The organism is Halobacillus sp. Marseille-Q1614 (assembly GCF_902809865.1).
Classification (GTDB): domain Bacteria; phylum Bacillota; class Bacilli; order Bacillales; family Halobacillaceae; genus Halobacillus_A.
Genome location: NZ_CADDWH010000001.1, coordinates 1,908,514 through 1,932,321 on the forward strand (window position 1 = coordinate 1,908,514; position 23,808 = coordinate 1,932,321).

Annotated in this window: 29 protein-coding genes and 1 pseudogene; 10 read left to right on the top strand and 20 right to left on the bottom strand. The window is 42.8% G+C overall.

The annotated features are described in order from the left end of the window. Window positions 1-55 precede the first annotated feature (55 nt). Entirely contained in the window at window positions 56-583 is a 528-nt protein-coding gene (locus HUS26_RS09625) for a hypothetical protein (protein ID WP_173916955.1), read from the bottom strand. A 140-nt stretch (window positions 584-723) separates the two neighbouring features. On the opposite strand from HUS26_RS09625, the gene HUS26_RS09630 reads away from it, so the two are divergent. After that, a complete protein-coding gene (locus HUS26_RS09630) occupies window positions 724-897 on the top strand; it encodes a DUF2929 family protein (RefSeq protein WP_173916956.1) in 174 nt (57 codons plus the stop codon). A gap of 184 nt (window positions 898-1,081) precedes the next feature. After that, window positions 1,082-1,891, top strand: a complete 810-nt coding sequence (locus tag HUS26_RS09635; RefSeq protein ID WP_173916957.1) for an undecaprenyl-diphosphate phosphatase — start codon at window positions 1,082-1,084, stop codon at window positions 1,889-1,891. 95 nt (window positions 1,892-1,986) lie between these two features. Here HUS26_RS09635 and moaD read toward each other — a convergent pair whose 3' ends face one another. The 5 genes from moaD to HUS26_RS09660 all read right to left on the bottom strand — a co-directional run bounded on the left by moaD (window position 1,987) and on the right by HUS26_RS09660 (window position 4,555). After that, complete coding sequence (gene moaD / locus HUS26_RS09640; RefSeq protein WP_173916958.1) at window positions 1,987-2,220, bottom strand: molybdopterin converting factor subunit 1; 234 nt, start codon at window positions 2,218-2,220, stop codon at window positions 1,987-1,989. Then, a complete protein-coding gene (locus HUS26_RS09645; protein ID WP_173916959.1) occupies window positions 2,217-2,687 on the bottom strand; it encodes a molybdenum cofactor biosynthesis protein MoaE in 471 nt (156 codons plus the stop codon). Before HUS26_RS09645 ends, moaD begins: the two co-directional genes overlap by 4 nt. Beyond that, window positions 2,684-3,190, bottom strand: a complete 507-nt coding sequence (gene mobB, locus HUS26_RS09650; RefSeq protein ID WP_173916960.1) for a molybdopterin-guanine dinucleotide biosynthesis protein B — start codon at window positions 3,188-3,190, stop codon at window positions 2,684-2,686. The genes HUS26_RS09645 and mobB overlap by 4 nt, the downstream gene beginning before the upstream one ends. Before the next feature lie 214 nt (window positions 3,191-3,404). After that, on the bottom strand, window positions 3,405-3,716 hold the full coding sequence (locus HUS26_RS09655) for a metal-sulfur cluster assembly factor (RefSeq protein WP_173916961.1): 312 nt from the start codon (window positions 3,714-3,716) through the stop codon (window positions 3,405-3,407). Between the two features lie 74 nt (window positions 3,717-3,790). Beyond that, complete coding sequence (locus HUS26_RS09660; RefSeq protein ID WP_173916962.1) at window positions 3,791-4,555, bottom strand: alpha/beta fold hydrolase; 765 nt, start codon at window positions 4,553-4,555, stop codon at window positions 3,791-3,793. A 186-nt stretch (window positions 4,556-4,741) separates the two neighbouring features. Here HUS26_RS09660 and HUS26_RS09665 point away from each other — a divergent pair, with 186 nt between their 5' ends. The 3 genes from HUS26_RS09665 (at window position 4,742) to HUS26_RS09675 (ending at window position 6,005) form a co-directional block, all read left to right on the top strand. Then, complete coding sequence (locus tag HUS26_RS09665) at window positions 4,742-5,566, top strand: Cof-type HAD-IIB family hydrolase (protein ID WP_173916963.1); 825 nt, start codon at window positions 4,742-4,744, stop codon at window positions 5,564-5,566. A gap of 95 nt (window positions 5,567-5,661) precedes the next feature. Continuing rightward, window positions 5,662-5,799, top strand: coding sequence for a hypothetical protein (locus HUS26_RS09670; protein WP_173916964.1), 138 nt, complete (start codon window positions 5,662-5,664; stop codon window positions 5,797-5,799). 2 nt (window positions 5,800-5,801) lie between these two features. After that, window positions 5,802-6,005, top strand: coding sequence for a DUF3813 domain-containing protein (locus HUS26_RS09675; RefSeq protein ID WP_254434168.1), 204 nt, complete (start codon window positions 5,802-5,804; stop codon window positions 6,003-6,005). Between the two features lie 15 nt (window positions 6,006-6,020). Here the strand turns inward: HUS26_RS09675 and HUS26_RS09680 are convergent, their stop codons facing one another. The 5 genes and pseudogenes from HUS26_RS09680 to HUS26_RS09700 form a co-directional block, all read right to left on the bottom strand. After that, window positions 6,021-6,866 (bottom strand): HAD family hydrolase, encoded by an 846-nt coding sequence (locus HUS26_RS09680; protein WP_173916965.1) that lies wholly within the window; start codon window positions 6,864-6,866, stop codon window positions 6,021-6,023. Window positions 6,867-7,146: 280 nt separating this feature from the next. Further along, the gene (locus tag HUS26_RS09685) at window positions 7,147-7,794 is read right to left on the bottom strand and encodes a peptidoglycan-binding protein (protein ID WP_371809624.1); all 648 of its coding nucleotides are present in this window, start codon (window positions 7,792-7,794) and stop codon (window positions 7,147-7,149) included. Continuing rightward, window positions 7,768-8,273 (bottom strand): annotated as a pseudogene (locus HUS26_RS20240) (N-acetylmuramoyl-L-alanine amidase family protein); the annotation flags it as partial. The gene HUS26_RS09685 and the pseudogene HUS26_RS20240, both read right to left, overlap by 27 nt. 32 nt (window positions 8,274-8,305) lie before the next feature. Further along, window positions 8,306-9,652 carry a S8 family peptidase gene (locus tag HUS26_RS09695; protein WP_173916968.1) on the bottom strand — a complete coding sequence of 449 codons (1,347 nt, stop codon included), beginning with the start codon at window positions 9,650-9,652 and terminating at the stop codon, window positions 8,306-8,308. Between the two features lie 105 nt (window positions 9,653-9,757). Beyond that, entirely contained in the window at window positions 9,758-10,183 is a 426-nt protein-coding gene (locus HUS26_RS09700; protein WP_173916969.1) for a hypothetical protein, read from the bottom strand. A gap of 163 nt (window positions 10,184-10,346) precedes the next feature. Between HUS26_RS09700 and HUS26_RS09705 the strand changes: the two genes are divergently transcribed. Next, the gene (locus tag HUS26_RS09705; RefSeq protein WP_173916970.1) at window positions 10,347-10,610 is read left to right on the top strand and encodes a NifU N-terminal domain-containing protein; all 264 of its coding nucleotides are present in this window, start codon (window positions 10,347-10,349) and stop codon (window positions 10,608-10,610) included. Window positions 10,611-10,646: 36 nt separating this feature from the next. Here HUS26_RS09705 and HUS26_RS09710 read toward each other — a convergent pair whose 3' ends face one another. Further along, the gene (locus HUS26_RS09710) at window positions 10,647-11,540 is read right to left on the bottom strand and encodes a BsuPI-related putative proteinase inhibitor (RefSeq protein WP_173916971.1); all 894 of its coding nucleotides are present in this window, start codon (window positions 11,538-11,540) and stop codon (window positions 10,647-10,649) included. A gap of 25 nt (window positions 11,541-11,565) precedes the next feature. After that, window positions 11,566-12,417 carry a YitT family protein gene (locus HUS26_RS09715; protein WP_173916972.1) on the bottom strand — a complete coding sequence of 284 codons (852 nt, stop codon included), beginning with the start codon at window positions 12,415-12,417 and terminating at the stop codon, window positions 11,566-11,568. A gap of 190 nt (window positions 12,418-12,607) precedes the next feature. On the opposite strand from HUS26_RS09715, the gene HUS26_RS09720 reads away from it, so the two are divergent. Beyond that, window positions 12,608-13,468 (top strand): DegV family protein, encoded by an 861-nt coding sequence (locus HUS26_RS09720; RefSeq protein WP_173916973.1) that lies wholly within the window; start codon window positions 12,608-12,610, stop codon window positions 13,466-13,468. A gap of 33 nt (window positions 13,469-13,501) precedes the next feature. Here HUS26_RS09720 and HUS26_RS09725 read toward each other — a convergent pair whose 3' ends face one another. The 4 genes from HUS26_RS09725 to HUS26_RS09740 form a co-directional block, all read right to left on the bottom strand. Continuing rightward, the gene (locus HUS26_RS09725) at window positions 13,502-14,542 is read right to left on the bottom strand and encodes a LacI family DNA-binding transcriptional regulator (RefSeq protein ID WP_173916974.1); all 1,041 of its coding nucleotides are present in this window, start codon (window positions 14,540-14,542) and stop codon (window positions 13,502-13,504) included. Between the two features lie 22 nt (window positions 14,543-14,564). Further along, window positions 14,565-16,037 carry an alpha-amylase family glycosyl hydrolase gene (locus HUS26_RS09730; RefSeq protein WP_173916975.1) on the bottom strand — a complete coding sequence of 491 codons (1,473 nt, stop codon included), beginning with the start codon at window positions 16,035-16,037 and terminating at the stop codon, window positions 14,565-14,567. Window positions 16,038-16,412: 375 nt separating this feature from the next. Continuing rightward, entirely contained in the window at window positions 16,413-18,260 is a 1,848-nt protein-coding gene (gene asnB, locus HUS26_RS09735; RefSeq protein WP_173916976.1) for an asparagine synthase (glutamine-hydrolyzing), read from the bottom strand. A 233-nt stretch (window positions 18,261-18,493) separates the two neighbouring features. After that, a complete protein-coding gene (locus HUS26_RS09740) occupies window positions 18,494-18,862 on the bottom strand; it encodes a YisL family protein (RefSeq protein WP_173916977.1) in 369 nt (122 codons plus the stop codon). 159 nt (window positions 18,863-19,021) lie between these two features. On the opposite strand from HUS26_RS09740, the gene HUS26_RS09745 reads away from it, so the two are divergent. Continuing rightward, entirely contained in the window at window positions 19,022-20,215 is a 1,194-nt protein-coding gene (locus HUS26_RS09745) for an ornithine--oxo-acid transaminase (RefSeq protein WP_173916978.1), read from the top strand. Between the two features lie 108 nt (window positions 20,216-20,323). On the opposite strand, the gene HUS26_RS09750 is transcribed toward HUS26_RS09745, so the two are convergent. The 3 genes from HUS26_RS09750 to HUS26_RS09760 are packed head-to-tail and all read right to left on the bottom strand — an operon-like array spanning window position 20,324 to window position 23,227. Further along, window positions 20,324-20,830 (bottom strand): GDYXXLXY domain-containing protein, encoded by a 507-nt coding sequence (locus HUS26_RS09750; RefSeq protein ID WP_173916979.1) that lies wholly within the window; start codon window positions 20,828-20,830, stop codon window positions 20,324-20,326. Then, window positions 20,827-22,020, bottom strand: a complete 1,194-nt coding sequence (locus HUS26_RS09755; RefSeq protein WP_173916980.1) for a DUF2157 domain-containing protein — start codon at window positions 22,018-22,020, stop codon at window positions 20,827-20,829. Before HUS26_RS09755 ends, HUS26_RS09750 begins: the two co-directional genes overlap by 4 nt. Before the next feature lie 16 nt (window positions 22,021-22,036). After that, entirely contained in the window at window positions 22,037-23,227 is a 1,191-nt protein-coding gene (locus HUS26_RS09760; RefSeq protein ID WP_173916981.1) for a DUF418 domain-containing protein, read from the bottom strand. A gap of 89 nt (window positions 23,228-23,316) precedes the next feature. Here HUS26_RS09760 and HUS26_RS09765 point away from each other — a divergent pair, with 89 nt between their 5' ends. Together HUS26_RS09765 and HUS26_RS09770 are read left to right on the top strand one after the other, a co-directional pair. After that, entirely contained in the window at window positions 23,317-23,532 is a 216-nt protein-coding gene (locus HUS26_RS09765) for a spore germination protein (protein WP_173916982.1), read from the top strand. A gap of 14 nt (window positions 23,533-23,546) precedes the next feature. Next, the gene (locus HUS26_RS09770) at window positions 23,547-23,777 is read left to right on the top strand and encodes a spore germination protein GerPB (RefSeq protein WP_173916983.1); all 231 of its coding nucleotides are present in this window, start codon (window positions 23,547-23,549) and stop codon (window positions 23,775-23,777) included. Window positions 23,778-23,808: the final 31 nt, after the last annotated feature.

The window sequence follows — 23,808 nt, forward strand, 5'->3', positions numbered from 1 at the left end:
AGCTTCCTTTTTACATTATAGGGTTCTTAGCTGCAAAAGTTAAATGGTTAGTATGCTATTCGAAGCGTTCACCGCCTTTATTATAAATTTCCCAAATTCGATCTACCACTTCTTGAGGTTCGGCCTCCTCTGCTTTACGTTCAATTTCCTCAGGCAGTTCCCCTTGTTCGAGAAAATAGATAACTTTTTCCAAAAAATCTTCAACATGAACCGCGTGATGCTGGATGATCCAAAACTGCAAGTCATCAATCGTTACTATTTCGCTTGAATCAATCTCCATCCATTCCCCAAATAAAGCCGGTACCTCTATCTTTTGAGCCGCACCATCCTGACCTTTAACTTCTATATAAGAATCATGAATCCGCACCTGAACTTCTTCCTCAGAAGAATGACAATGATTCAGCCGCTGTTCTGTTGTTGTAAAATGCTGAAAATGGCTGTTTCGGCCAACATATAAATAAAGCTCCTCTTTCTTCTCATTGTCAATCTCATCAACACCAATCACTTCATGTCCTCTGTGCAGTAACTGGCGTGCACAATGGTAGCCTACCCAGTGGAAACAATTATATAAGACAATGACCATTCTTTCTCACCACCTGCTCTTTTTCCTACATTTTATTCCTGCACTCGAAATAACATGTCTAATAAAACGATTTCATATTTATTTTTCGATAGGGTTCTGATAGAATGAACAAAGAATGTGTAAAAATGAGGTGTGGTATAGTGAAGTTTATTTGGACAATTGTGTGGGCGTTTCTCTTAAGCTTAATGACAGCTTATGTAGTAAGTAACATGTCGAGTGCATCATTCTCTGCTGCTCAAGTGATCATCATGACCATTTTGTTTAGCGGTGCTGTATTTGTACTTGGTGAAGGAATTCTTGAAAAAGAGGCTTAACTTACGAAAAAACGTTGCTACCTATCTTTCTAGATAGCAGCGTTTTTTTAATGCTTTTTGTAGGGCAACAGACGATAGATGCGTCTATAAAGTTGTAGTAAAAATTTTTCCATACTCGTACATATATAAATAATTTTTCACGAATCGTATAACTTCGAAATTGAAGCAAGGGGGATATAAAAAAATGGAAGAGATGTGGCTGTTATTAAAATATTTATTTTTGGGGATTTTTCAAGGGTTCACTGAACCGATCCCTATTTCTTCCAGTGGACACCTTGTTATTGTCCAGCAGATGATGGATTTAAAAATCGAAGGCCTTCAGTTTGAGGTCCTTGTTAATTTTGGATCGTTAATTGCTGTATTACTTATTTACCGAGAGGATATTCTTCGGTTAATCCAGAACGGGATAGGATACATTTGGACAAAAGATGTCCGGCAGAAAGATGATTTCGAATTTATCATTTACTTAATTATTGGAACGATCCCTGCTGGTGTGATCGGGTTATTATTTGAAGATCAGTTTGAAGGACTGAAAACGGTGGAAATGGTCGGTCTTATGTTAATCGTTACAGGGATTGCACTATGGATTATCCGTAATTTAAGGGGGCGCCGCGGTGATGGTGCGCTTACCTTTAAGGATGCTGTCATCGTCGGTCTGGCCCAATCTGTCGCATTAATTCCAGGCATCAGCCGTTCCGGTGCGACAATTGTGGCCGCTATGCTGCTTGGCATGAAGCAGGAGACAGCTCTTCGCTTTTCATTCCTGCTATTTATTCCGATCAGCCTCGGAACGATGCTTATGTCGATTGGCGACTTAATTGAAGATCCGAACTTAGGCGAATTCTGGCTGAGTTATTTGATCGCCTTTGCGGCTTCAGTTTTTGCCTCATACTTTTCGCTTAAATGGTTTATGGGGATTATGGCGCGCGGCAACCTAAAGTATTTCGCGTTTTACTGCTTTATCGTCGGCGGCCTTGTTGTCTTTTTCTTATAGGCGCTCTTAGCTGGAGCGGTTCGCTTTTATTACGCAATCAATTTAACATAACGAATAAAAAAGGCTGTCTCCGGATTCGGTAGACAGCCTTTTTATTAACCTCCGCTAACTGGCGGGAGAAAAGCTACTGTATCTTTTTCTTTAATGATGACATCATTTGCGGCAAGCTCTTCGTTAACCGCCGTCATCGCTTCATGGATATCCGTAAGTCCATATTCCTTTTCTAGAAGTTCCTTGACCTGATATACAGTTTGGCCGCTTACTTCAACCTCTACTGATTCTTTCCCCGCTTTCTCCTGCAGTCCTGCAAAAAATAAGATCTTATTCATGTGAGATCCTCCTCTTTTGGCTCTCCTGTTTCATAGGCTTTCGTTTCTTTCTGATTGCCGATCCAGGCTTCGCCGTCTTCCCAGTGTTCCTTTTTCCAAATTGGCACTATTTCTTTGATCCGCTCAATCGCGTAACGGCTGGCTTCAAATGAATCCGCCCGGTGCGGTGATGAAACTGCGATCACAACAGCGATATCCTTAATCTCAAGCTTTCCAATCCGGTGGGTGATGGCAGTCTTCGTATTCGGCCAGCGATCGGAGATTTCTTTGCCGATTTCCGCTAACTTCGATTCGGCCATGGAAGCATAGGCTTGATATTCGAGATAAAGTGTCCTTCTTCCCTTTGTAAACTCCCTCACAGTTCCAATAAACGTATTAATCGCACCAGCTTCTCTTCTTGCCACCTGATTTGTAACTTGTTCAATAGAGATTGGCTGGTCTGTAATTTGAAATAATTTCGTCATCATTCTCTCTCCTCTTTTGCGGCCGAATAAATCATCGGTAAATCTTTATGTAGATGAGCCATTTCAATGACAGGACAGGAGATTTGAGAAGTATCGACATTTCCCCACGTGATAACGAGCTGGATGTTTGAAAGCATCAGCAGCTCTTGATCGGCTTCTTCTTTTAAAATTACGGCTTTCGGATAGTTTTTCTCTTTATAACCTTCAATTAAAATTAGATCCGGGTCATATAACTCGTACCATTGAATCATCTGCTCCAGGAGGATTTCTTCCTCTGTATGGATATGAATGCCCCTGGGGCTGATCACGCTCGATACACTTGCTCCGCTGTTAAAAATTCTTTCACTGTCATTATCAGCTGCTAATGGCTGCAGAGGATCAGTATGAGGGTGGTGTTTAATCACAGCTACCCGATCTCCAGAATCCTTGCCAAAGCGGGACAGATCTTCGATTACTGTCGTTTTTCCTGAGTTTTTATATCCTGTAACTTGAAAAATCGGCCTCATACACATAGCTCCTTTTGATTACACACTGAAGGCAATAGGGGTTCTGCGAGACTCCTGCTTAAAAAACGGATGCTTAAGACCCCGCAGAGAGGTCACAAACGAGGAGGCTTGAGCGTTCGTCCGCTTAAAAGCGGGCAGGCTCCCCAATTTCAGATAATTGATATAACCTAATAAAAAGAAAGCCCCTTTCAACTAGGAAAGGGGTTCTTTTACATCAATCCGGAATACCAAGAGCGATTTTCGCATAACGGCTCATGCGGTCTTTCGTCCATGGTGGATTCCAAACAATATTAACGTTTACTTCGTTAACCTCAGGGAGGTCAGCAAGTACACGCTTTACGTCCTGTTCAATATGCCCAGCTAATGGACACCCCATTGCTGTCAATGTCATTGTCACTGTAGTATTGCCATCTTCGTCTATATCTGCACCATAAACGAGACCTAAATTCACGATATCAATACCTAATTCAGGGTCAATTACATTCTCAAGGGCGCCCATGATATTTTCTTCAAGCGCTGTATCCATAGTAGTACCCCCTTCACTTTAATTCATTATCTATTATAAACAATATTTCTGCCAGAATAAACCGCTGAGGATTTTTAAAGTACAATCTCTATCCAATTAACCATTTCTAGTATAGCAAAACGGCTGACTTTGTGTCCCGCTCCTGTTTCACGGAGGAAGCGGATATTTTCAGGATTTCTGTATTGTGACACAATTTCATTGTAAAAATCATATGAATGCTCAAACGGTACAACTGGGTCGGCGTCCCCATGCCAGAAAAACAGCGGCTTTTCTTTGACCTTATGTGCGTTAAGTGACAAATCGATGCTCGCCAGTGACTGATAGAGCTCCTCAAGCTCGTCAGGCGGAATTGGCAGCTGGATCCCTGTCTGCTCCACGTCCTGAATCAGCTTTTTGGCAAACTCAACCGGCTTTGGCGATCCCATCATCACGGCTCCTGCCTGAATCCAGGGATACATCGTAACCGCTGCAGCTGTAGTCACTCCACCCATGGAAGTTCCGCCAATACCAAAACGACGGTCTAATATTAAGTTACGCTGATCAAGCTCGTCTTTTATATCTTGGATATCTTTTAAATTCTGATACACGATTTCCCAAAATTTAAAACTTAAATCTTGCCGTGATAAGTTATCATCCCGGTCTCCATGGTGCAAGCTATCTGGTAAGACGACCCGATAGCCTTTTTGTGCTAATAAATAGGCCTGTGCCAAATTATGTTCTTTCGCTGACGTAAAGCCGTGAAAATATGTAAAAACCGGCAGCGGTTGATCAGCTTTTGCAGAATCTGCTAAGACTAAGGTTGGAATATTTTTAAATGATTCCCTATATATGACTATCATGTGGTTTGGTCCCTTCTTACAAACTTTAATATTTCCCAATCATGGAATTTACATTTTTTGAAGTATAATGTAATCGTATCACTTGAGGTTCAGTCTTGGAAAGGATTAGATATCGGCTAATTGACTTTCTTTGCAATCCAACTATATACCCGCTAAACTAATAAATATAAATTGAGGTGAAAGACGATGAAAAAACAACATTTAATAGCACTCGACCTGGATGGTACGCTGCTGACAGATGATAAAGAAATTCACGCAGAGACGAAAGAAGTTGTCAGAGACGCGATGGCAAATGGCCATATCGTCTGTATAGCTACCGGACGCCCTCACAGGGCAAGCATTAATTTTTATAACGAGCTGGAGCTTGAGACTCCAATGGTGAACTTCAACGGGGCTCTCATTCACCACCCGAAAGACAACCGCTGGGATGTTCTGCACTCCCCTCTCTCCATCCGCACAGCTCATAAGATTATTCACAAGTGCCATGAACTGGGCGTTAAAAATATTCTCGCTGAAGTGAAAGACCATGTCTATTTAGATCAGCATGACGATGAGATTATGGAGATTTTCCATACGCAAGACGATAATCCGGTCACTGTAGGACGCCTTCAGGCCAACTTAAAGGTTGATCCTACCTCCATCCTGATTCATCCAGAAGAAGAAAAGATTAAGGCACTGCGCGAAGAATTAGATGTGCATGCTGAATTAATCGATCACCGTAAATGGGGAGCTCCCTGGCACGTAATAGAGATTGTCAGAGCTGGCATGAATAAAGCGGTCGGTTTGAAGAAAATTGCCCACTACTATAATATCCCGCAAAGCCGGATCATTGCTTTTGGCGATGAAGATAATGACTTTGAAATGATTGAATACGCCGGTGTAGGGGTTGCGATGGGAAATGCGATTAACGAACTGAAGGATTTAGCCAACCATGTAACTGACACAAACGAAAACAATGGAATCGGCGAGTTTTTAACCGATTTTTTAAAATTAAACAGGAAAGCCATGTAAGTTATATTTTTCCTTGAGTATAACTGTTGAGGCCAGCCATACTAAGCTTGGACGCAAAAAGCGTTCAGGCTTTTTTTATGACAGGAGGCTTTGTCATGGATAAGCAAAAGCAAGATCAAAAACGATGGGTTGAGGTTCGTGATTTCGACGAACGCGAAATGGAACCAAAGCGCCTCTCTGATGCCGAGCGCAAAGAGAAGGAAGCTGATCAACACACGGTAGGAGGGTTTTAAAAGTGAATTCTCTATTTGAAAATGCGCGTAATGCTATTAATCGTATGACACAGAACCGCGAACGCGGTCATCAGCCAAGTCAAGAAGACATACAAGCTGCTAAGCAAGCGATTCAATCTGCATATAGCCAGTGCTCTCAAGAAGAGAAGCAAGAGCTACAGCAATTAGAACGTAAGCTTGATGCTGAACACAACCAACTACGGTAAACCATTAGATCAGACTCAATATGAGTCTGATCTTTTTATTTGAGGAATTATTTCCCGAAGAGTGGATACCACTTGTAAGTTCGGATGCTTATAGGGAACTGTCGTCGGCTGAATAAGAATTCCTTTCATATCGGTGATAAGCGCAGGTGCTATTTCATTCATAAAATTATCGCCAATTGAGACAGCCTGCTCTGGCAGCAGATTATACCCCTCTAAGATACGCTTGAAGTGAGACAGCGTTAAGGCCGGCTTTTTGGCTGATGTTATCGTTTCGTGAAACATATTTTTTAAACCAAGCTCACTTAATAAATTTTGCACATCATATTCCTCACTATTCGTTAAAAGGATTAAAGTTTTATCCTTCTTCCATTCTTCAAGCGCTTCTCTTAGTCCGTGTGTATGAGTGAGGCTGAACTGATCAGAAACCATATAATCTTTCGTTTGCATATAGCATTTATGGCAGTCCTCAAGAGACACACCGTAATGGACGGCTACCGAATAAGGAAGCCACCATCCATCCCCAATCGCAATGATATGTTCGAAATCAAATTCCACGGGATCAGGATATTTAATCTGGACTTGCTGATCCAGCCACTCCTCTCCTTCCCAGTTCAAAACAGAGGCTGCCCTGTTTGTATAAGGATCAATGGTTAGAATCACATTTTCCCGCAGGTCATAAGCTGTTCCTATAGTAAGAGGGTGAAGGCCTTGAAGAACTTTTTCATAGTCGGTTTGAAAAAGTCCCTGCTTATCAGCTGGAAGTTTTTGTTTAAGTAAATGAGCATAGAACTCAAAATGGTCAGTGTCTTCGTATAAAGTGCCGTCTAAATCAAAAATTAAACTTCTGGCATCTTCTATCATGTTTATTCTCTCCCTTCTTCTTCATTATTTTAAAATGCTGTTCAGGTTATTCATTTATATTAAAAGAGAGACCGGACGGCTGAGAGGACAAGAGTTAATAAAGTTTGTGAAGCGCAGGATTGAGAGACGTAAGCCCCGGAATTACTCGCCCAAGCTCCAGAATCGAGACCGAACACCGGGTTATCAGCCACGAATGCTGGAAAAATTCCCTCCTCCACTCCAAAAAAGAACTGCTCTCCAATTTCACTTAAAAATTTGGAGGGCAGTCCCTAAATCGCACTTAGTCCAGCGGTTCAATAATAATGGTTGCAGGAAGACCTTTTTTAATCGCTTCGTTTTTTAACCTTTCTGCGTTGTTTCGATCATTAAATGCTCCAATTTGTACTCGATAAAGGTTCTTCGGAGTTGGTCCTTGTACTGGAGGAGTCGGTTTAGGATTCTGGCTGATTTTTTCTCTCAGAGCGGCATCAAGCTCCCTTATCGTCACAGGACTGACTTTTCCGTCCACTGAAATCTTACGTTTTCCCTGGAATTGCCGGACAGCTGTCTCTGTTCTTGGGCCGAAAATGCTATCCACTGTCCCTGGATTATAGCCGAGTGAAACGAGCTGTTCTTGTATTTTACGGACACCGTCTCCACTGTCTCCCCTTTGAAGAACATCTCTGTTCTGCTTATTTCTTAAGGCATTTTCAAGAGCACCGGCGGTTTTAGCGTCGCAAATTCCGTTAGCTGTAAGCTTAGCCGACCTTTGGAAGTTAGTTACCGCTGTTTTCGTCACTGGACCGAAGATACCGTCAACTTTGCCTTTATAAAATTCTAAAGCAGCCAGATCTGTCTGCAGCTTCGTGACACGCTCGCCCCTAGATCCTTCACGGAGGGAAATAAAAGTCGGGACTGTGCTTGCGAGCGCATTATATTCTTTGACCACATCATTGATAAATGCACTCCACGTTTTTCCATTACGGGAAAAGGCGTTGATCGGGTCTGTTCTGCGTGATGAATCGAGCGTATAGTGTCCAATTATTTGGGTTCGCGGATTCCAGTTATAAGTTTTGCAGAGATAAGCCATGTACCAGACATAACGATTATAAGATTCGGTAAAATTGATATTGCCGCCATAGCAAAGCTCCACCCCAATCGCCCAGTCATTGGCATCGGAAACATTTTGACGTACGTGATAGGCTTTTTCTGTAACCGGGATGATGACAAGGATTACAAGGTCATCAATAAATACGTGAGCCAGGCACTTAGTGTACGAGAATTAAAATACTCACGATTCTGCCTCGCCGTTGAACCAGAATTTCCTGTATCGTGAGCAACGACATAACGCGGAATACGAGTCCCGCCCGGTCGCTGATTCCATTCTTCATCAATAAACTTTTGGGTAATTGCATATTTTTGAGCCATACATTCACTCCTTTCAAGTTCAGAAACTGCTGCTATTTTGAAATAAGGCCGATCGATCTTTCGGCGTTTACGTAACCCGCTCCGTAAATATTGTTCTCACGGTCCTGCCACAGGTCCGCTCCATTTATCAGAGCCTGTTTTACTTCATCGGGTGTTAATTCAGGATTGGCTTCAAGCATAAGCGCCACGATGCCGGCTATGATCGGAGTAGCCATAGATGTCCCCGATAAAGTTAAATAATGAGTATCCACTCGGCTTGATTTCTGCAGCTTATCTAAGTAGGAATTCGGAGATCGTAAGGAAATGATGTTCACTCCCGGCGCTAAAATATCCGGCTTCGCCACCCCATAAAGTGTTGGTCCACGGCTCGAAAATCCGGCTACATCATCATCGTCTCTTGTATCAGGCGTATTACGGTCATCCAGTGCCCCGACCGTAATGACCCGGTCGCTGATTCCCGGACTTGCGATCGTTTGGGCATCAGGGCCTTCGTTCCCCGCTGCTACCACGACGACAATGCCGCTTTCCCAGGCTAATTCGACATACTGAACCATAGGATCGTCATTTTCACTGGTATATGATCCGGCAGTTGTTCCTAACGACATACTGATAATGTCTATTTTAGACGTGTTATTTGGATCCTCGTTATACTGAATACACCAATCCAGTCCTTCCATCATAGATACGAGAGAGCCGGCCCCCATTTTATTAAGTACCTTTACGCCAATAAGATTGGCTTCAGGTGCAGGTCCTCTATATTTTCCATCAGAAGCAAATCCGCTGCTGGCCGCATCTCCGGCACAGTGGGTTCCATGCCCATTATCGTCATAGGGATCTGTTCGATCGTTAACAAAATCAGCAAAATCAATAATTCTCTCTTCCAGGTCCTGATGCGGATAGATCCCGGTATCGATTACGGCAATGTTTACCCCTCTTCCGGTAAGGTTCGTTTTATTTTGAACAATGTTAGCTGCACGGGCAGAAGGAATCGCCACATCCAAGAAAGCATGAACATCTCTGTTTAAATACACCCTTTTGACACAGCTGCAGTTGTTTAAGATATCCTCAAGCCCTTTAGGAGTCACGTGGGCACTAATACAGGAAACTGGAGCAAACATCTTATGCACCCTGCATTTCTTATGGCTGGCACTTACGGTCACGACTTCCTGCGCTGCGTCCATAAAAGAAGGAGAGTTTTTATCGAATTCAATCACTACTTCGATTTTCTTTCTGCTCTTGATCCAGCCTTCAAGCATGTTGTGCATAAAACAAGGCACCCATTTAAACGGTTTATAGCTTCCCACAAGTAAATTTCTAAGAGGATGATCTATTTTAACCGCGTGGCTGCGCACCATTTTAATCATAGAATAACCAAACATTCCATCACCTCAAGATAAGATTTATAGTATGTCTATGAGGGGATAGAACGTTTGGTAACGGTGTTTGTCCTTACTAAAAAAGATAGCTCTCTCATTTGGCGAAAGCTATCTTTTTATGCTGTATGATGCTTTTAATATAGTGGCGTATAGGATATGGCCAGCAAGCCAAAAACTTATCGCAGCTATGTTGGTGACTGAAGGAGTTTCTTTAATGGCGAGGATTGTTAAAGGAAAATATGTACTGGCTGCGATGGCCGACAGTACATAGGCCGCCATCCACTGCAGGCGCACCGTATTCGTCTGCCTGTTTCTAAGGAGAAAGCAATAGAAGATTCCAATGCCCCAGGAGATGATCATATGAAAAAGCCATTCTATAAAAACCGGCCAGTCAATATCTCCTATCACAGGGATGAAATCCACATTCATTAACAGCGTATAAATTTTTATCTCTGTCAGACTTTCGATAATCCACATATAAAAACCTAAGGCTAAGCCTGAGGCTGTTCCTATCCAAAAGCCTTTTTTCCACATAACATGGTCCCCCGCCTGATTTATTTCTTTTATATTAAACGCCCTTAATTATTTATTTCAATACTTTTCCACTCTCTGCATCCTGCCTTCATGCCCTATCTATTTAGAGTTTATAAATTTTCTGCTAAGATAGAGTAGAGCAGTTGAAGAGGAGGAAACAATTATGGCGATTACTGTAGATGAAACACCAAATCCGAATGCACGTAAATTCACGACTGATTCTTTAATTTTCCAAGGAGACGGAAGTGTATCCGTAATGCCGGGTCAGACAAGTGAGTATGATATTATGAACGAATTAATGGAACTTAAAGGCGTAGACAACGTATTTGGCTTCCAGAACTTTATTACGGTTAATAAATTACCGGATGCCGACTGGGAAGCTTTGACTCCTAAAGTCGAAGAAGTCTTAACGAACCACGGATATTAATAAAAAAGCTGACACTACCCTGTGTCAGCTTTTTTTTTACGCGTCGAAGTTCTCAAGCGGGACATAGTTCATATTAACCGGCTCTCCGTTCTCGTCTTTTTCATAAATCGTCATAACGAGCGCCCCTGAGTCCGGCAGTTTGTCCGGATTAAGTTCAATCTCTAAGCTGAATGGCGACCACTCAGCTTGCGGATCGTCTACCTTTACTGGCTCATCTTCCACAAAAATATTATGGCCGTCGTCAATTGTATAGTAAAACTCACCCTTGTTCACGTTAGCTTCCCCTGAAACGGAATATTGGCCATTTTCCCCTGACATCGTCATTTCTCGGAACACTTCTCCATATTGAGGTTCAGCGGAAGAAGCATCTGCATTCTCTCCCTGGTGTGGAGAAGATTCTTCTCCTCCTTCACCGCCAATAGTTACCGTATCTGTTATTACAAATGGTTTTGTATTTAACGGCTGATCATTAACGGTTTTTACTAAAAAGGACATCGTAGCCTCATATTCACCCGGCGGAAGGTCTTCTTCTATCGTTTCACTGGCAGCCAGCTGGCCTCTCGGCTCCAGTTCTTCGGTCGTCAGCTGCTGGGCAAACATCTGATCCTTTGAATACCTGTAAACTTCTTCGCCTGCCTCGTTTTTAAGAATAATTTCATATTTCTGACTTGAACTGAAACCTAAAGTAATTGGTTTTTCTGAATCATTCGTAATGAAAAAATCAAAGCTGATGCCATTTTCACTCTGATGAGCCTGTCCATCAAAAGTCAGCTGTTCAATAAGTGAAACAATATTCTCTGGATTCGTCTCTTCATTGGAGCTTTTATCGTTTTCCATATTGTCTTCTCCTTCCGAATTCTCGTCTGAACTTGAACAAGCGACTAGGAAAACCACCAGTAAGCTCGCCATAAAAGGAAGCCATTTCTTCATATCCACACACCCTTTTTCGTTATCTTTACTTGTCATCTTTTCTAAACAGGCCAAATATGCCGGTGGTCTGAATAATATTCGTAAAGGCCTGCGGATCTACTTCAGAGATAATATGCTGCAAATCATAAAGTTCATAACGGGTAATAACCATCACAAGCATGTTTTTATCCTGCTGAGTAAAAGCTCCTTTAGCAGGAAGCGTTGTAATCCCGCGCACCATCCGGGCATGGATTGCCTTTTCCAGGTCGGGTGCTTTTGTTGTAATGATCATAGCTGTCAGTTTCTCGTGACGTGTATGAATCGCATCAATGACTCTAGTCGTAACGTAAAGAGTTAATAACGTGTACAAAGCGTTCTCCGGCAGATATAAAATACCGGCAAATGCAATAATCACACTGTTAATAATTAAGAAATAAATTCCGATCGGACGGTCTTTTAAGCGGGATAGAATCATCGCGATAATATCCAGGCCGCCTGTAGAAGCACCCCATTTAAGCGTTATTCCAACACCTAATCCACCAATGACTCCACCGAAAACTGCATTTAATATAATATCTTCGGACAGCTGCTGAATAGGAATCAATTCCAGGAATAATGTCGTAAATGCAACAGATAGAGCACTGTAAATCGTAAATCCTTTACCGACTTTGAACCAGCCGAGTATAGCAACTGGAATATTAAGTATGAATAAAATAAGACCTGTACTTACACCCTGAATATTTAAGAAATCTTGAAAGATACTAGTAAGAAGCTGTGCAACCCCAGTAAATCCGCTGGCGTATACATTGGCTTCTATTAAAAACAGGTTCAGTGAAAGAGCATTCAGGACCGCCCCAAAAACAACTATTAATATTCTCTTAACCTCAAATGAAAACATAGCTACCTCCTTACTTGGCAATAAATACTACTCTTTTTTTATCACCACTAATTTGGAAAATCAAGTACTTGTTTAGTGCTACCCGCAAATTCACACCAATAATCATAGGAAGGTAAAAGATATTGCTTTACTAAGTCCTTCCATAAGCCTAAACTTAGAACTATAAAATATATGACAGTAGGTGAATGGTATGAACGTAAAAATTGTAAGTGATTCCGCCTGTGATCTGCCCACTGAAACGCTACATAAATTAAATGTCTACTGCCTGCCTCTTGGTGTTACGATAGGCGGCGAAGAATTTGAAGATGGAAAGACGATTACTCCCGACCAGGTCTACTCTTTAATGAGAGACGGCGAAGCCCCTAAGACGTCGCAAGTTTCCCCGCAGGCGTTTCGCGATGCTTTTACATCGTTTGCCAGAGAAAATCAGCCTTTTATTTACTTTGCCTTATCTTCCGAGCTTTCAGGAACCTATCAGACCGCTAAAATGATCGAACAGGAAGTAAAAGAGGATTTCCCGGACGCTCATTTTGAAGTCATTGATACAAAAGCAGTCTCAATGGGATATGGCCTTATTGTCATGCGTGCAGCTGAACTGGCTGCGGCCGGTAAAGGCTTTGATGAAATTCTAGAAATCGGCCAATATCTTGGAAATCATATGGAGCACATCTTTACTGTCGATGATTTAGAGTACCTTTACCGGGGAGGGCGTGTAAGTAAATCAGCCGCCTTTGTCGGCAGCCTCTTAAGAATAAAGCCACTTTTACATGTGGAGGATGGAAAACTCATCCCCCTTGAAAAAATTAGAGGCGCTAAAAAAGTATTAAAGCGCATGGTCGAAGTCATGAAGGAACGTGGTTCGTCTCTTGACCAGCAGCGTATAGCCATCAGCCATGGCGATGACTTGGAAAACGCTGAAAAGCTGGCAGATTTAATCCGGGAAGAATTCGGAACAAAGCAGATCGAGATTGAAATGGTCGGTTCTGTCATCGGTGCCCACGCCGGTCCTGGAACCATTGCCCTCTTCTTTTTAAACCAGCCTCCAAAATAAAAAACAAGCCTGATGGAACGGCCCGGCCGCCCGTCAGGCTTGTTCTTTTATATTCTCTCTTTTTTGGGTCGACAACCGATGTTCGACTGAATAAGGGACAATAATACGTTTCGCCGGCTCTTCTTTATGTTTCACTTTTTCAATTAAGCACCTCGCTGCTTGATAGCCTAATTCAAAAATTTTGATGTCGACCGTCGTTAGCGGCGGCCTTGTAATTTCAGAAAGATAGACATTATTAAAGCTGACGATTGATACGTCCTCTGGAACCATCAGTCCTAATTCCTCAAGCATATGAATGACCCCAACCGCCATCAGATCATCTGCAATGACTAAACCAGTCGGCGGTTCAGGCAGGCGAAACAGCTGATGGACCGCTTGCCTCCCTCCCGATTTTAGAAATTCGGTATGAACGCGATATTCTTCTAAAAAAGGAAGCGACGCTGCTTCTAAAGCTTCCTGATAACCTTTTAGCCGGTCGACGGTCACCATCAAATCAAGAGAACCGCCGATAAAAGCAATCCGTTCATGGCCTAAATCGATTAAGTGTTTCGTAATCTCGCTTCCGCTTTGGATATTATTGTTATCTACATGCGTAATTTCATCAGTCCGCTCTGTCGGCTTCCCGATAATTACAAATGGAAAATCCTTTTCGATGAGGAACTGAAGAACCGGATCGTTTACTTGGGAATAGAGCAAAATGACACCATCGACCCAATTTCCGTAGACCATCCGTTCAACGCCTTCTAACATCTCTTGATCTGTTTCTCCTGTAGAGATGGAGATTGAATAGTTCTGCTTATGCGCAATGGAGCTGATTCCTCGCAGCACTTCAGGGAAGAATGGATTCTGCAGAGATTTATCTGCACTAAAAGGCATCACAATCCCTAGAGATTGCGTCGACCGGCTTGCTAAATTTCTCGCATTGGCGTTTGGGTGGTAGCCCATATCCTTCATAATCTTTTTAACTTTTCGTTTAGTTGCCGGGCTGATGCGCGGACTGTCCGCTATGACTCGGGACACCGTAGAGGGGGCGACACCGGCCGCTTTCGCCACGTCTTTAATTGTTACTCCCATGGTTTCACCTTCTAGTGTAGATTCAATTTGTCACGTTCTTTTTACTCCTAATGCTTATGGCTATGACAGCTATAACAAAAAGAAGCAGCACTCCTCCTACAAATCCGATAAACAGCCAGTTAAACCCTGCATTTTCTTCTACTATAAATATGTCACTAGTTTCTCTTTCCATTGCAATTCGATAGCTGCCGTCATCAGACTGCCTGATCATCCCATCCTGAATTAGTCCGCGCAGCTGCCGATCATCCAAAAGATGTTTGAGCTCCGTCGCACGTGTTTTTGTTGCGTTATTAATGGCTATGATCATCGTCTGATCCTCAAGCTTCCTTTCATAAACTATCAATCCATTTTCATTATACAACTCTTTATAACTTCCCCGAGTTAAGACAGGAAATTCATTACGTATGGAGTTCAGCTTTTCAATCATCTGGCTTATTTCATCATTTCCGCCTTTAAAGCTCATCAATTGATTGTATTCCATGTCTTTCCCTTCATCTAAAGGGATTTCTGTACCATACAAAGTAACAGGTATACCCGGATAGGTAAACGAGTGGATCAATGCCAGCTTCCAGCGGGTGATCGGGTTTTCTCCTTCTCTAACTGCCAGGCGTGTCAGCCGGTCTGAAAACGGCTTGTCAATATAATGGTTGGCCATATAGGCAGACGTGCCTTGCTGCTTTATTTGCACCCACGGTTCATAGAGATTGCCCAGACTGGTGTCAGGTGTATTAAAAGCTTCTGCCGCATTTTCCTGAAATTCAGGAATTGTATAGCTGACATTTTCTACATCCGCCTCTGCACCAGCCATCACGATCGCATTCTCATCTATTTCAAGCAATGCCAAGCTGAACTCTTCCACAAATTCATCACTAGGAGTCCCCTGCAGCTGGAACCCGTCAACATTTGTCTGCTCGACCCACCATTCAGCCGTCTCAATAAAATAATTTTGCACGTCCGGGTTTTCTGTATTTAATTCAGGAAGCCCCGATAGTGGTCCGTCCGTTTCGGATGTGTCTTCTAAATACCAGTCCTCGTTTTCCTGCAGCCACTTATGATCTCTGCTTGTATGGCTGACGACAAGATCAAAAACAATCTTCAAATCTCGTTCATGCACTTCTTCCACAAGCCGCTTCGCATCCTCGATCGTACCGAAGCTTTCTTCAACGGCCTGATAGTCCTCCGTCCAATAGCCATGGAAACCACTTTCCTCGTTCTCCATAATCGGACTTAAAACTATCGAAGTAAATCCCATATCCTTTATATAATCGAGCTGCTTAATCACACCTTGCAAATCGCCTCCGTGATAAGCCTCCGGATTTTCAGTATCTACATTATTATCATTCCCCGAATCGCCGTTCATAAAGCGGTCGATCATTATGTAATACATACTTTCATCCTGCCATTGTCGTTCTTCTTTTTCAGCAGCTTCCGCTTTTTCAAAACTGCAAAAAAGAAGAAACGGAATGATCATGAGAAATTGATAGCACCTTCTCATACCCGTGCCCCCTCCATAAAATTACACTCGTTCTTAAGGTTATCCCTTTCTGCATACATTAGTCAATCAGGTTTGAAGAGTTTTTATGACAATCTTAGTACCATCTTCTCTGACGTGGCTTCGGAGTGAAGTCCACTTCGTGCCGCGGCGCCAAACGATGTGGGGCCGTTTTATGCTGGCACACCAGAAACACTTCGTTGATTTTACCTCGCAGAAAAAGACATGGTCTTTTTTGAAGGCAGGAGTCCCGCGATCTTCGCACCCTATGCCCTTGAACACCAATTATCACAGACTGATTCTTTCTCCTCCTTTCATAATCATAAAAAGAACAAAAAAGCTGTCGGGACTTTCTCGACAGCTTAAGGCATAAAATCATCACTGCTTGATTCTTATACGATAGGTTTGCAGCCAGTGATTCACCTGGCATAAGTTCGCTATCAGCTGAGGTCCCGTCATCAGCTGGCCAAACCAAGGTGTATCAAGGCTTTTTCCTTTCGATTCATTTAATTTCCGTACTTGCTCTTTATCAAATAGTTCAAAGAGAGGTGAATAAGACCTCTGCAGGATATCGTCCATCCAAGCCGTGACAGCCTCCGTATAATCAGGGTGGAACGTTTTTGGATAAGGGTTTTTCTTTCTGAATAAGACTTTACCCGGTAAAACCCCTCTCAGAGCTTCCCGCAGAAGTCCTTTCTCCTGATCACGGTAATGCTTCATTTCCCAGGGAATATTCCATGCATATTCGACGAGCCTGTGGTCACTAAAAGGTACACGGACTTCAAGGCTTGCTCCCATACTCATGCGGTCCTTGCGCTCTAACAGAGTCTGCATAAACCAATTCATGTTTAAATAGAACATTTGCCTGTGCTTCATAGCGGCCTCACTTTCGCCAGGCAATAATGGTGCCTCACTCACGGTATCACTGTATCTCTTCATCATATAGGCAGGCATATCAAACTGGTCGCTAATCTCTTTTTTCACAAGCTTCTGTCGCTCATCTACCGAGCGAATCCATGGGAATCCTTTTCGATCACGGTCCTCTGCACGGTAATACCACGGATATCCTCCAAAGATCTCATCCGCACATTCGCCAGATAGGGCTACTGTTACATGATTCTTTATTTTTTCACAGAACCAAAGCAGAGAGGAGTCAACATCCGCCATGCCAGGCAGGTCTCTTAATTCCACCGATCTTTTCAGCCGCTGGACTAAGTCCTCTACACTTGCTTCAAGTGTAACGTGTTTCGTTTGATGTTTCTTGTGCACCAAATTGATGTATTCCATGTCGCGGTCCGGCTGGAAGGCATTCTTTTGAAAATATTTGCTTTGATCCTCATAATCAATCGAAAATGTCTGCAGGCTTCCGAGATTCTCATTCTTATAATGTTCAGCCGCGATGGCTGTTATTGCACTGGAGTCTACACCGCCGGATAAAAACGTGCCAAGCTTCACATCGCTGACTAACTGGCGCTGCACCGCATCCATAAACAGCTCTCTTACATGTTCTACGGTTTCGACGAACGAATGGGTATGCTTCTCACTTTTCACATTCCAGTATCTTTCTATGGACAGCTTCCCTTTTTCAAAAACAGCCCAATGCCCAGACCTGAGTTCATGAACATTCTCAAAAACCCCATGTCCCGGTGTTCTCGAAGGTCCTAATGAAAGAACCTCTAAAATGCCTTCCTCTGCAATACTTGCTTCCACATCAGGATGTGATAATATCCCTTTAATTTCAGAAGATAGGAGAAAACCGCCGGCATGCTCGCTGTAGAATAGGGGCTTTACCCCTAAGCGGTCTCTAGCGATAAAAAGCTTTTCCTTATTCGCTTCCCATACACTAAAGGCAAATATCCCATTCATATAGTCGACGCACTTCGTTCCCCATTCCATGTAGCTGACGAGAACGACCTCTGTATCAGAATGTCCTTTAAAAGACCACCCTTTGGCTTTTAATTGATCTCTCACTTCATCCGTATTATATAGCTCGCCATTATAGCATAAAATGTATTCCTCACCATCAGCGTACCGAACCATGGGCTGAATGCCTCCCATCGGGTCGACAACGATTAAGCGGCGATGACCAAACCCTGCCGGTCCCTTCACCCATTTCTGGTAGTCGTCCGGGCCCCTGTGCTGGATCTTCTGGGCCATTTCATTAATGACCTGCTGCTTTTCATCTTCTCTGGATTTATAATCAATCCAGCCAACAAAACCACACATCTGCCTTCACCATCCTTCTTAAAAAAAGCATCATAATACAGGATATGAAAGTCCGCTCGATTTGTATGAGGTTTTTTAAAATTCACTATTGACTTTTTATTTGATAATGATTATCATTATTATTGATAATAGATTTCACTAGACCCCAATGCCAGTGGAACTGTTTTTTTGCGTATACCCCCCTTAATAAATAAAAGAAACCAGCAAGCTGATTACAGCATGCTGGTTTCTTTTTATTGAGGCAATATACCTAATGGCAGGAAGCCGAATCCTAGAATTAATGCGATAACAGCAGCCACAAACAGCTGCCCCCACCAGGCACCGGCTTTATCTTTTTTCTTATACTTGATTGTCACCATTTCCATTGCGGCAATCACCCATAAGCCAATGAGCATCTTGACGACTGCCAGCCCCATTTGGTCTGCTCCATTCATATAGTTGGCAAACAGGGATCCTCCGGAATAAAGAATCAATAGATAATCCGCTCTTAAAATCATGTGAGCAATTTTTGCAGCTTTTTCATTTCCATTTCGTGTGAAAGTAGTAGCTAATCCTACGATTACAAAGGCGATTACCCAAGAGGTAATATGTAAGTGCGCCATACTTCTCCTCCTTTATTACAAGAATCTTCCTACATAATACCACGATGATTCGACTTTTTCCTAAGAAAAACCTCTCATCTGTTTTTTCTGTGTGAGAAAATTGCAGGTAAACCTGTTATACTAAAGAGGATATTTTTTCAAAGAAATTGGAGGGATAGCATGACAGTCAGCAGTCAGCAAATCATTGATCAAACACAGGAGTATGGTGCGAAAAATTACCATCCCTTACCGATTGTAATTTCGAAAGCTGAAGGAGTTTGGGTAGAGGACCCGGAAGGAAATCGCTACATGGATATGCTCAGTGCCTATTCAGCAGTTAACCAGGGCCACCGCCACCCAAAAATCATCCAGGCGCTTAATGACCAGGCCGGCCGTGTGACACTTACCTCCCGCGCCTTCCATAATGACCAGCTCGGTCCTTGGTATGAAAAAATCTGCAAACTGACCAATAAAGAAATGGCTCTGCCGATGAACACAGGAGCCGAAGCTGTAGAAACAGCTGTTAAAGCAGCCAGACGCTGGGCCTATGATGTCAAAGGCGTTCCAGACGGCCAGGCTGAAATCATTGCATGTGAAGGGAACTTCCACGGACGTACACTAACTGCCGTTTCCCTTTCCTCTGAAAAAGAGTACCAGCGTGGATTCGGTCCTCTTCTTCCAGGCATCAAGCTGATTCCTTACGGTGATGTAGAAGCTTTAAAAGAAGCGATTACTGAAAACACCGCGGGATTTCTTCTTGAACCGATTCAAGGAGAAGCTGGAATTGTTATGCCTCCAGAAGGTTTCCTGAAGGAAGCTTATGACGTATGTAAAAAGGAAAACGTACTATTCATCGCGGATGAAATTCAGGCAGGACTCGGGCGCAGCGGCAAAATGTTTGCCTGCGACTGGGAAAATGTTTCCCCTGATGTACTGATCTTGGGAAAAGCGCTCGGCGGTGGAGTATTCCCTATTTCCTGTGTGATGGCCAACAAAGATGTACTGGGAGTTTTCAATCCTGGTTCTCACGGTTCCACTTTCGGCGGTAACCCGCTCGCAAGTGCCGTGTCTGTTGCTTCTCTTGATGTACTTGAAGAAGAGAACCTGGCCGACCGGTCGCTTGAGCTTGGAAATTATATGATGAAAGAACTGAAACAGATCGATAATCCAAAAATCAAAGAAGTACGCGGCAAAGGGCTATTTATCGGAATTGAAATGACCGAAGCAGCCCGTCCTTACTGTGAAGCCTTGAAAGAAAGAGGACTTCTCTGTAAAGAAACGCATGAAAATGTGATTCGATTCGCTCCGCCGCTTGTTATTGAAAAAGACGACCTTCAATGGGCCATCGATCAAATCAAAGAAGTACTTAAATAATAATAAAAAAGCTTCGGCCTTGATGGCCGAAGCTTTTTTATCTTACTTATTCGTTCTTTTGTTGTGCAATAAGCGAAATTCTCTCTAAGGGAAATCTTTCTAGTTTTATTATTTTGATTCTACAGAAACAATTTTCTTTTGACCCCACGGAGCAACGAGTATCTTAACCACTTGTTCAGACTGCCTTTCGATCGCCTGCCCCGTTCCCTCTTCTACAAAATAACGGTCTAAGCCGACATTTACCTGATAAATCCCTTCTTGTTCTAAATGCCAGTCAAACTTTGCCTGCAGCTCCTCTTGATTTTCATTAGGGCTTAGCTTTTGATCAGAGGCACTGACTAATTCATAGAGTCCTCCTTTTTTTTCTTCAATCAGCAGATATACAATATCTCCGCGCTCGGGCTGTTTTTTACTCTTCCACTTCTCTTCAGGTACTTGTTCAATACTGTAGTGGAGGGCGACGTAATCTCCATAAAATGGGTCGCGCGGATCCACGGGTTCCGTTTCTAACAGAATGGTTTCACTAAACTGATCCATGGCATAATAAGAGACTGACATGCCGATTAGAAAAAGAGCCTGCAGACCGATGATGAGATAAAATATCCAGCGCTTCATAACGCTTCTCCCCCTTGTCTAACCTGACGGCGTTTTTTCTCGAGGAAGTAGCTGAGGACAAACAATAGTACACCGCCGGTAAAAAAGAAGATCGAGCGGTCCATAAATGCCCAAGCTAATTGGAAGTAAGCGACAAAGGTAGTGATAATAAAAGCGACCGTCCCTTTAGTAACCCAGTCATTTCGCTCTTTCCGGTAACCCGCAACAAGCCAGCCAAGAGAATAACTGAACAATACGATTAACGAGAACCAGTCTCCCATACCGATTCGAAACACAGGGATAAATAATACGAGATCAATCCAGTTGAACTTTGTAGATTCTAAAGCCGACTGAATGACGGCGTATATAAATAAGATCGACCATATAAGAAAGAAAATCTGAGGATACTCCACGGTTTCACTTTTATTGCCGAGCAGGAACACTTGTAAAATGTCGATAATAAAAATCGATAATACCGCAATTGAACCAAACGTTTTTAAATGAATCTGTCCGTAAGGAATGTGGCTGGTGATATAAAGCAGCAGGAAAAGCAGAATCAGCCAGTAATAGGACCAGTTGTTGGCAAATACTAAAACGAGTGACTGGATAACATAGCTTAAAGCAAACAAAGCGGTTAATATACGGTTCCCTTCCCTATAAAGCACCCAGCCAAGGCCGATCATAAACAATAGACCTAACGGTACGTAAAAGCTTTCGTATACCATCCCGCTGTAAATCTGCCCTAACGTTATAATCACAAGAGTGCTTAGAAACAATAATGACTCTTTATAGTATAGAAGCAATCCAAATGATGCCAGGGACCATATGAGGAATGGCGAGGCACTAAATGAAGTGTAATAATACATCTGCCCTGTTAAGAAAATCGCCGACCCGAAGATACAGAGCCCGATAACAATGAGGGACATGCCAACCGCCTGATTTCTTTTTCTGTACATCTGATCTCCCGTTATATAGAAAGCCAGCAGGAAAAATAACAAGACGGCCATTTTGAATAGGTCATCCATAGCCTGCCAGTTTGACGCAATAAACGTAAGAAATCCCAGCCCGACAAATAGAGCAGCAAACGTTAATAGAATCGGATGTTTTGAATCGTGTTCATAGCCTTTTAAAATTTTTTCGCGCTGTTCTTCATTTATAATTCCTGATGCTACCCAGCGGGAAGACTCCTTCTCTAACTGATTCCGTTTCATCCCCATCGTTCCCTTCTTATGATGCCTGGTGAACCGACCGTTTGAGCGGCTGCTTCTTGCCATAGGTCAGCGAGCGCCACAGCCATTCCAACGGTCCATAGCGAAACTTTTTCAGCCATGCTTTACTGATCACCGCCTGCAGACTAAACACAAACACGACAAGCAGCACGCTGGTTAAAGGTGAAACCTGGCCATACAGCCCTAAACCTACGGAGTAAAACAAAAAGAAGCTGACAAACGATTGAAAAATATAGTTCGATAATGACATCCGGCCGACCCACGTTAACGGCTGAAGCCATTTCCTGCCCGCATCGGTCCTAAAGGCGAGCGTTATGGATAAAAGATAAAAAACAGCCGAAGCCGAACCGCCGACATTATCCTGAAGGAGCTGAAACCATTCCGGATTTCCAATCACATATGGGCCTGCTTTAAATAAAATAAAGAGAAGACCAGTAATGACGCACCACCTTTTAATCGAGCTTACATGTTCCGCCGGCTCGTGAAGCCACCTTTTCTTAGCAATGTAAGTACCAATTAAAAACATAGGGATTAACGATAAAGCGAGAAAAGGAATCGTTCCTGCGTTATTGGCATACGTCCAATCATTAAAATTTTGCTGCCAAATATCGATCAGACTGCCATCTCCGTAGTTTTGAAAGGCTGCTTGTGTCTCCTCCTGATTATACAATCCTCCCAGATGATTTCGTACCGCATATAAACCGAGACTAAAAGGTACGACTAAAACAGCAAGCATACTAAACGCCCACACGAGCAGCCCCTTCGGTGAAACGTTAAAGAACGCCAGCATGACAAGGCCCAACACACCATATGATAACAAGATATCGCCATGCCAGATAAAAAATGCATGTACCAGCCCGAAGCCGATTAAAACAATTAATCTTCTAAAAATAATCAAACGGTAATTTATATTTTTTAACGAAAGCCGTTCTTTCATTATATATAAGCCAAAGCCGAACATAAGAGAAAACAATGTGTAAAAGCTGGCTTGAAAAAAGATATCAATGATGCTCTGCACAAGCTGGCTCGACGCAGAAGTCCAATATTGATCTTCTCCCCCGTACAGGAAGAAAGGAGCATTAAAAGCGGGCATATTCACCATAAATATCCCGAGGATCGCCAGGCCGCGTGCTGCATCAATCCAATTTAACCGCTCGGCTTCCTGTAGAGGTGTTGGCTTCTCTGTCATGTGACTTCCCCCTTTTGTTAACTTCATTTTACTTTTATTACGATATTTACACAATGTTGAATCATATAGATATAGAAAGGAGATTTCTGATGCCCGCCAAAGTAGGTTATGTAAAAGTGATCAGTATCTCTTCTTCTTCTGTGTTTAATATAGGTGATGTTTATAATGTTTCTCCGCAAGCCACTGCTAAGACTTTTGCCGGCGGCGGATCATTTAATACTGGTGATGGAATTAGAATTCGCTTGAACAGTTCAAGCACATATGTTTATGACAAGGATGTCAAAGATCAAAATATTGTCAATTAAGGAGGGTGTTAAAAATGGGCTTGACTATTTATCAGACCATATCCATACGCCTTATTAAAATCGGGACGGTTGCCAACTCATCTGTGGTGCAAATTGGCAGCTCTGGTGTGATCCAAGCTCAGGCTGATTTATATAATACCGGCTGCTTCACCACCCCTGCAATGGAGCCTCAGCCAGCGGATGGTGAAGTAATTATACCGGAAACCGCTGATGAAGGATCACTAGTTCCTCTTTCCATCATATAGTCAAAATAAATAGCATAACTCATGCATAGGT

Coding starts and splice junctions, on each gene's coding strand:
- HUS26_RS09695 (WP_173916968.1), bottom strand. CDS start 9,652: ATGTTTGGTTATTCTATGATTAAAATGGTGCGCAGCCACGCGGTTAAA.
- HUS26_RS09765 (WP_173916982.1), top strand. CDS start 23,317: ATGCCCGCCAAAGTAGGTTATGTAAAAGTGATCAGTATCTCTTCTTCT.
- HUS26_RS09755 (WP_173916980.1), bottom strand. CDS start 22,020: ATGAAACGGAATCAGTTAGAGAAGGAGTCTTCCCGCTGGGTAGCATCA.
- HUS26_RS09645 (WP_173916959.1), bottom strand. CDS start 2,687: ATGATGACGAAATTATTTCAAATTACAGACCAGCCAATCTCTATTGAA.
- HUS26_RS09700 (WP_173916969.1), bottom strand. CDS start 10,183: ATGTGGAAAAAAGGCTTTTGGATAGGAACAGCCTCAGGCTTAGCCTTA.
- HUS26_RS09635 (WP_173916957.1), top strand. CDS start 1,082: ATGGAAGAGATGTGGCTGTTATTAAAATATTTATTTTTGGGGATTTTT.
- HUS26_RS09730 (WP_173916975.1), bottom strand. CDS start 16,037: ATGAGAAGGTGCTATCAATTTCTCATGATCATTCCGTTTCTTCTTTTT.
- moaD (WP_173916958.1), bottom strand. CDS start 2,220: ATGAATAAGATCTTATTTTTTGCAGGACTGCAGGAGAAAGCGGGGAAA.
- HUS26_RS09760 (WP_173916981.1), bottom strand. CDS start 23,227: ATGACAGAGAAGCCAACACCTCTACAGGAAGCCGAGCGGTTAAATTGG.
- HUS26_RS09680 (WP_173916965.1), bottom strand. CDS start 6,866: ATGATAGAAGATGCCAGAAGTTTAATTTTTGATTTAGACGGCACTTTA.
- HUS26_RS09670 (WP_173916964.1), top strand. CDS start 5,662: ATGGATAAGCAAAAGCAAGATCAAAAACGATGGGTTGAGGTTCGTGAT.
- HUS26_RS09665 (WP_173916963.1), top strand. CDS start 4,742: ATGAAAAAACAACATTTAATAGCACTCGACCTGGATGGTACGCTGCTG.
- HUS26_RS09725 (WP_173916974.1), bottom strand. CDS start 14,542: ATGGGAGTAACAATTAAAGACGTGGCGAAAGCGGCCGGTGTCGCCCCC.
- HUS26_RS09770 (WP_173916983.1), top strand. CDS start 23,547: ATGGGCTTGACTATTTATCAGACCATATCCATACGCCTTATTAAAATC.
- HUS26_RS09750 (WP_173916979.1), bottom strand. CDS start 20,830: ATGAAGCGCTGGATATTTTATCTCATCATCGGTCTGCAGGCTCTTTTT.
- HUS26_RS09720 (WP_173916973.1), top strand. CDS start 12,608: ATGAACGTAAAAATTGTAAGTGATTCCGCCTGTGATCTGCCCACTGAA.
- HUS26_RS09660 (WP_173916962.1), bottom strand. CDS start 4,555: ATGATAGTCATATATAGGGAATCATTTAAAAATATTCCAACCTTAGTC.
- HUS26_RS09655 (WP_173916961.1), bottom strand. CDS start 3,716: ATGGATACAGCGCTTGAAGAAAATATCATGGGCGCCCTTGAGAATGTA.
- HUS26_RS09625 (WP_173916955.1), bottom strand. CDS start 583: ATGGTCATTGTCTTATATAATTGTTTCCACTGGGTAGGCTACCATTGT.
- HUS26_RS09745 (WP_173916978.1), top strand. CDS start 19,022: ATGACAGTCAGCAGTCAGCAAATCATTGATCAAACACAGGAGTATGGT.
- HUS26_RS09715 (WP_173916972.1), bottom strand. CDS start 12,417: ATGTTTTCATTTGAGGTTAAGAGAATATTAATAGTTGTTTTTGGGGCG.
- HUS26_RS09740 (WP_173916977.1), bottom strand. CDS start 18,862: ATGGCGCACTTACATATTACCTCTTGGGTAATCGCCTTTGTAATCGTA.
- mobB (WP_173916960.1), bottom strand. CDS start 3,190: ATGAGGCCGATTTTTCAAGTTACAGGATATAAAAACTCAGGAAAAACG.
- HUS26_RS09710 (WP_173916971.1), bottom strand. CDS start 11,540: ATGAAGAAATGGCTTCCTTTTATGGCGAGCTTACTGGTGGTTTTCCTA.
- HUS26_RS09705 (WP_173916970.1), top strand. CDS start 10,347: ATGGCGATTACTGTAGATGAAACACCAAATCCGAATGCACGTAAATTC.
- asnB (WP_173916976.1), bottom strand. CDS start 18,260: ATGTGTGGTTTTGTTGGCTGGATTGATTATAAATCCAGAGAAGATGAA.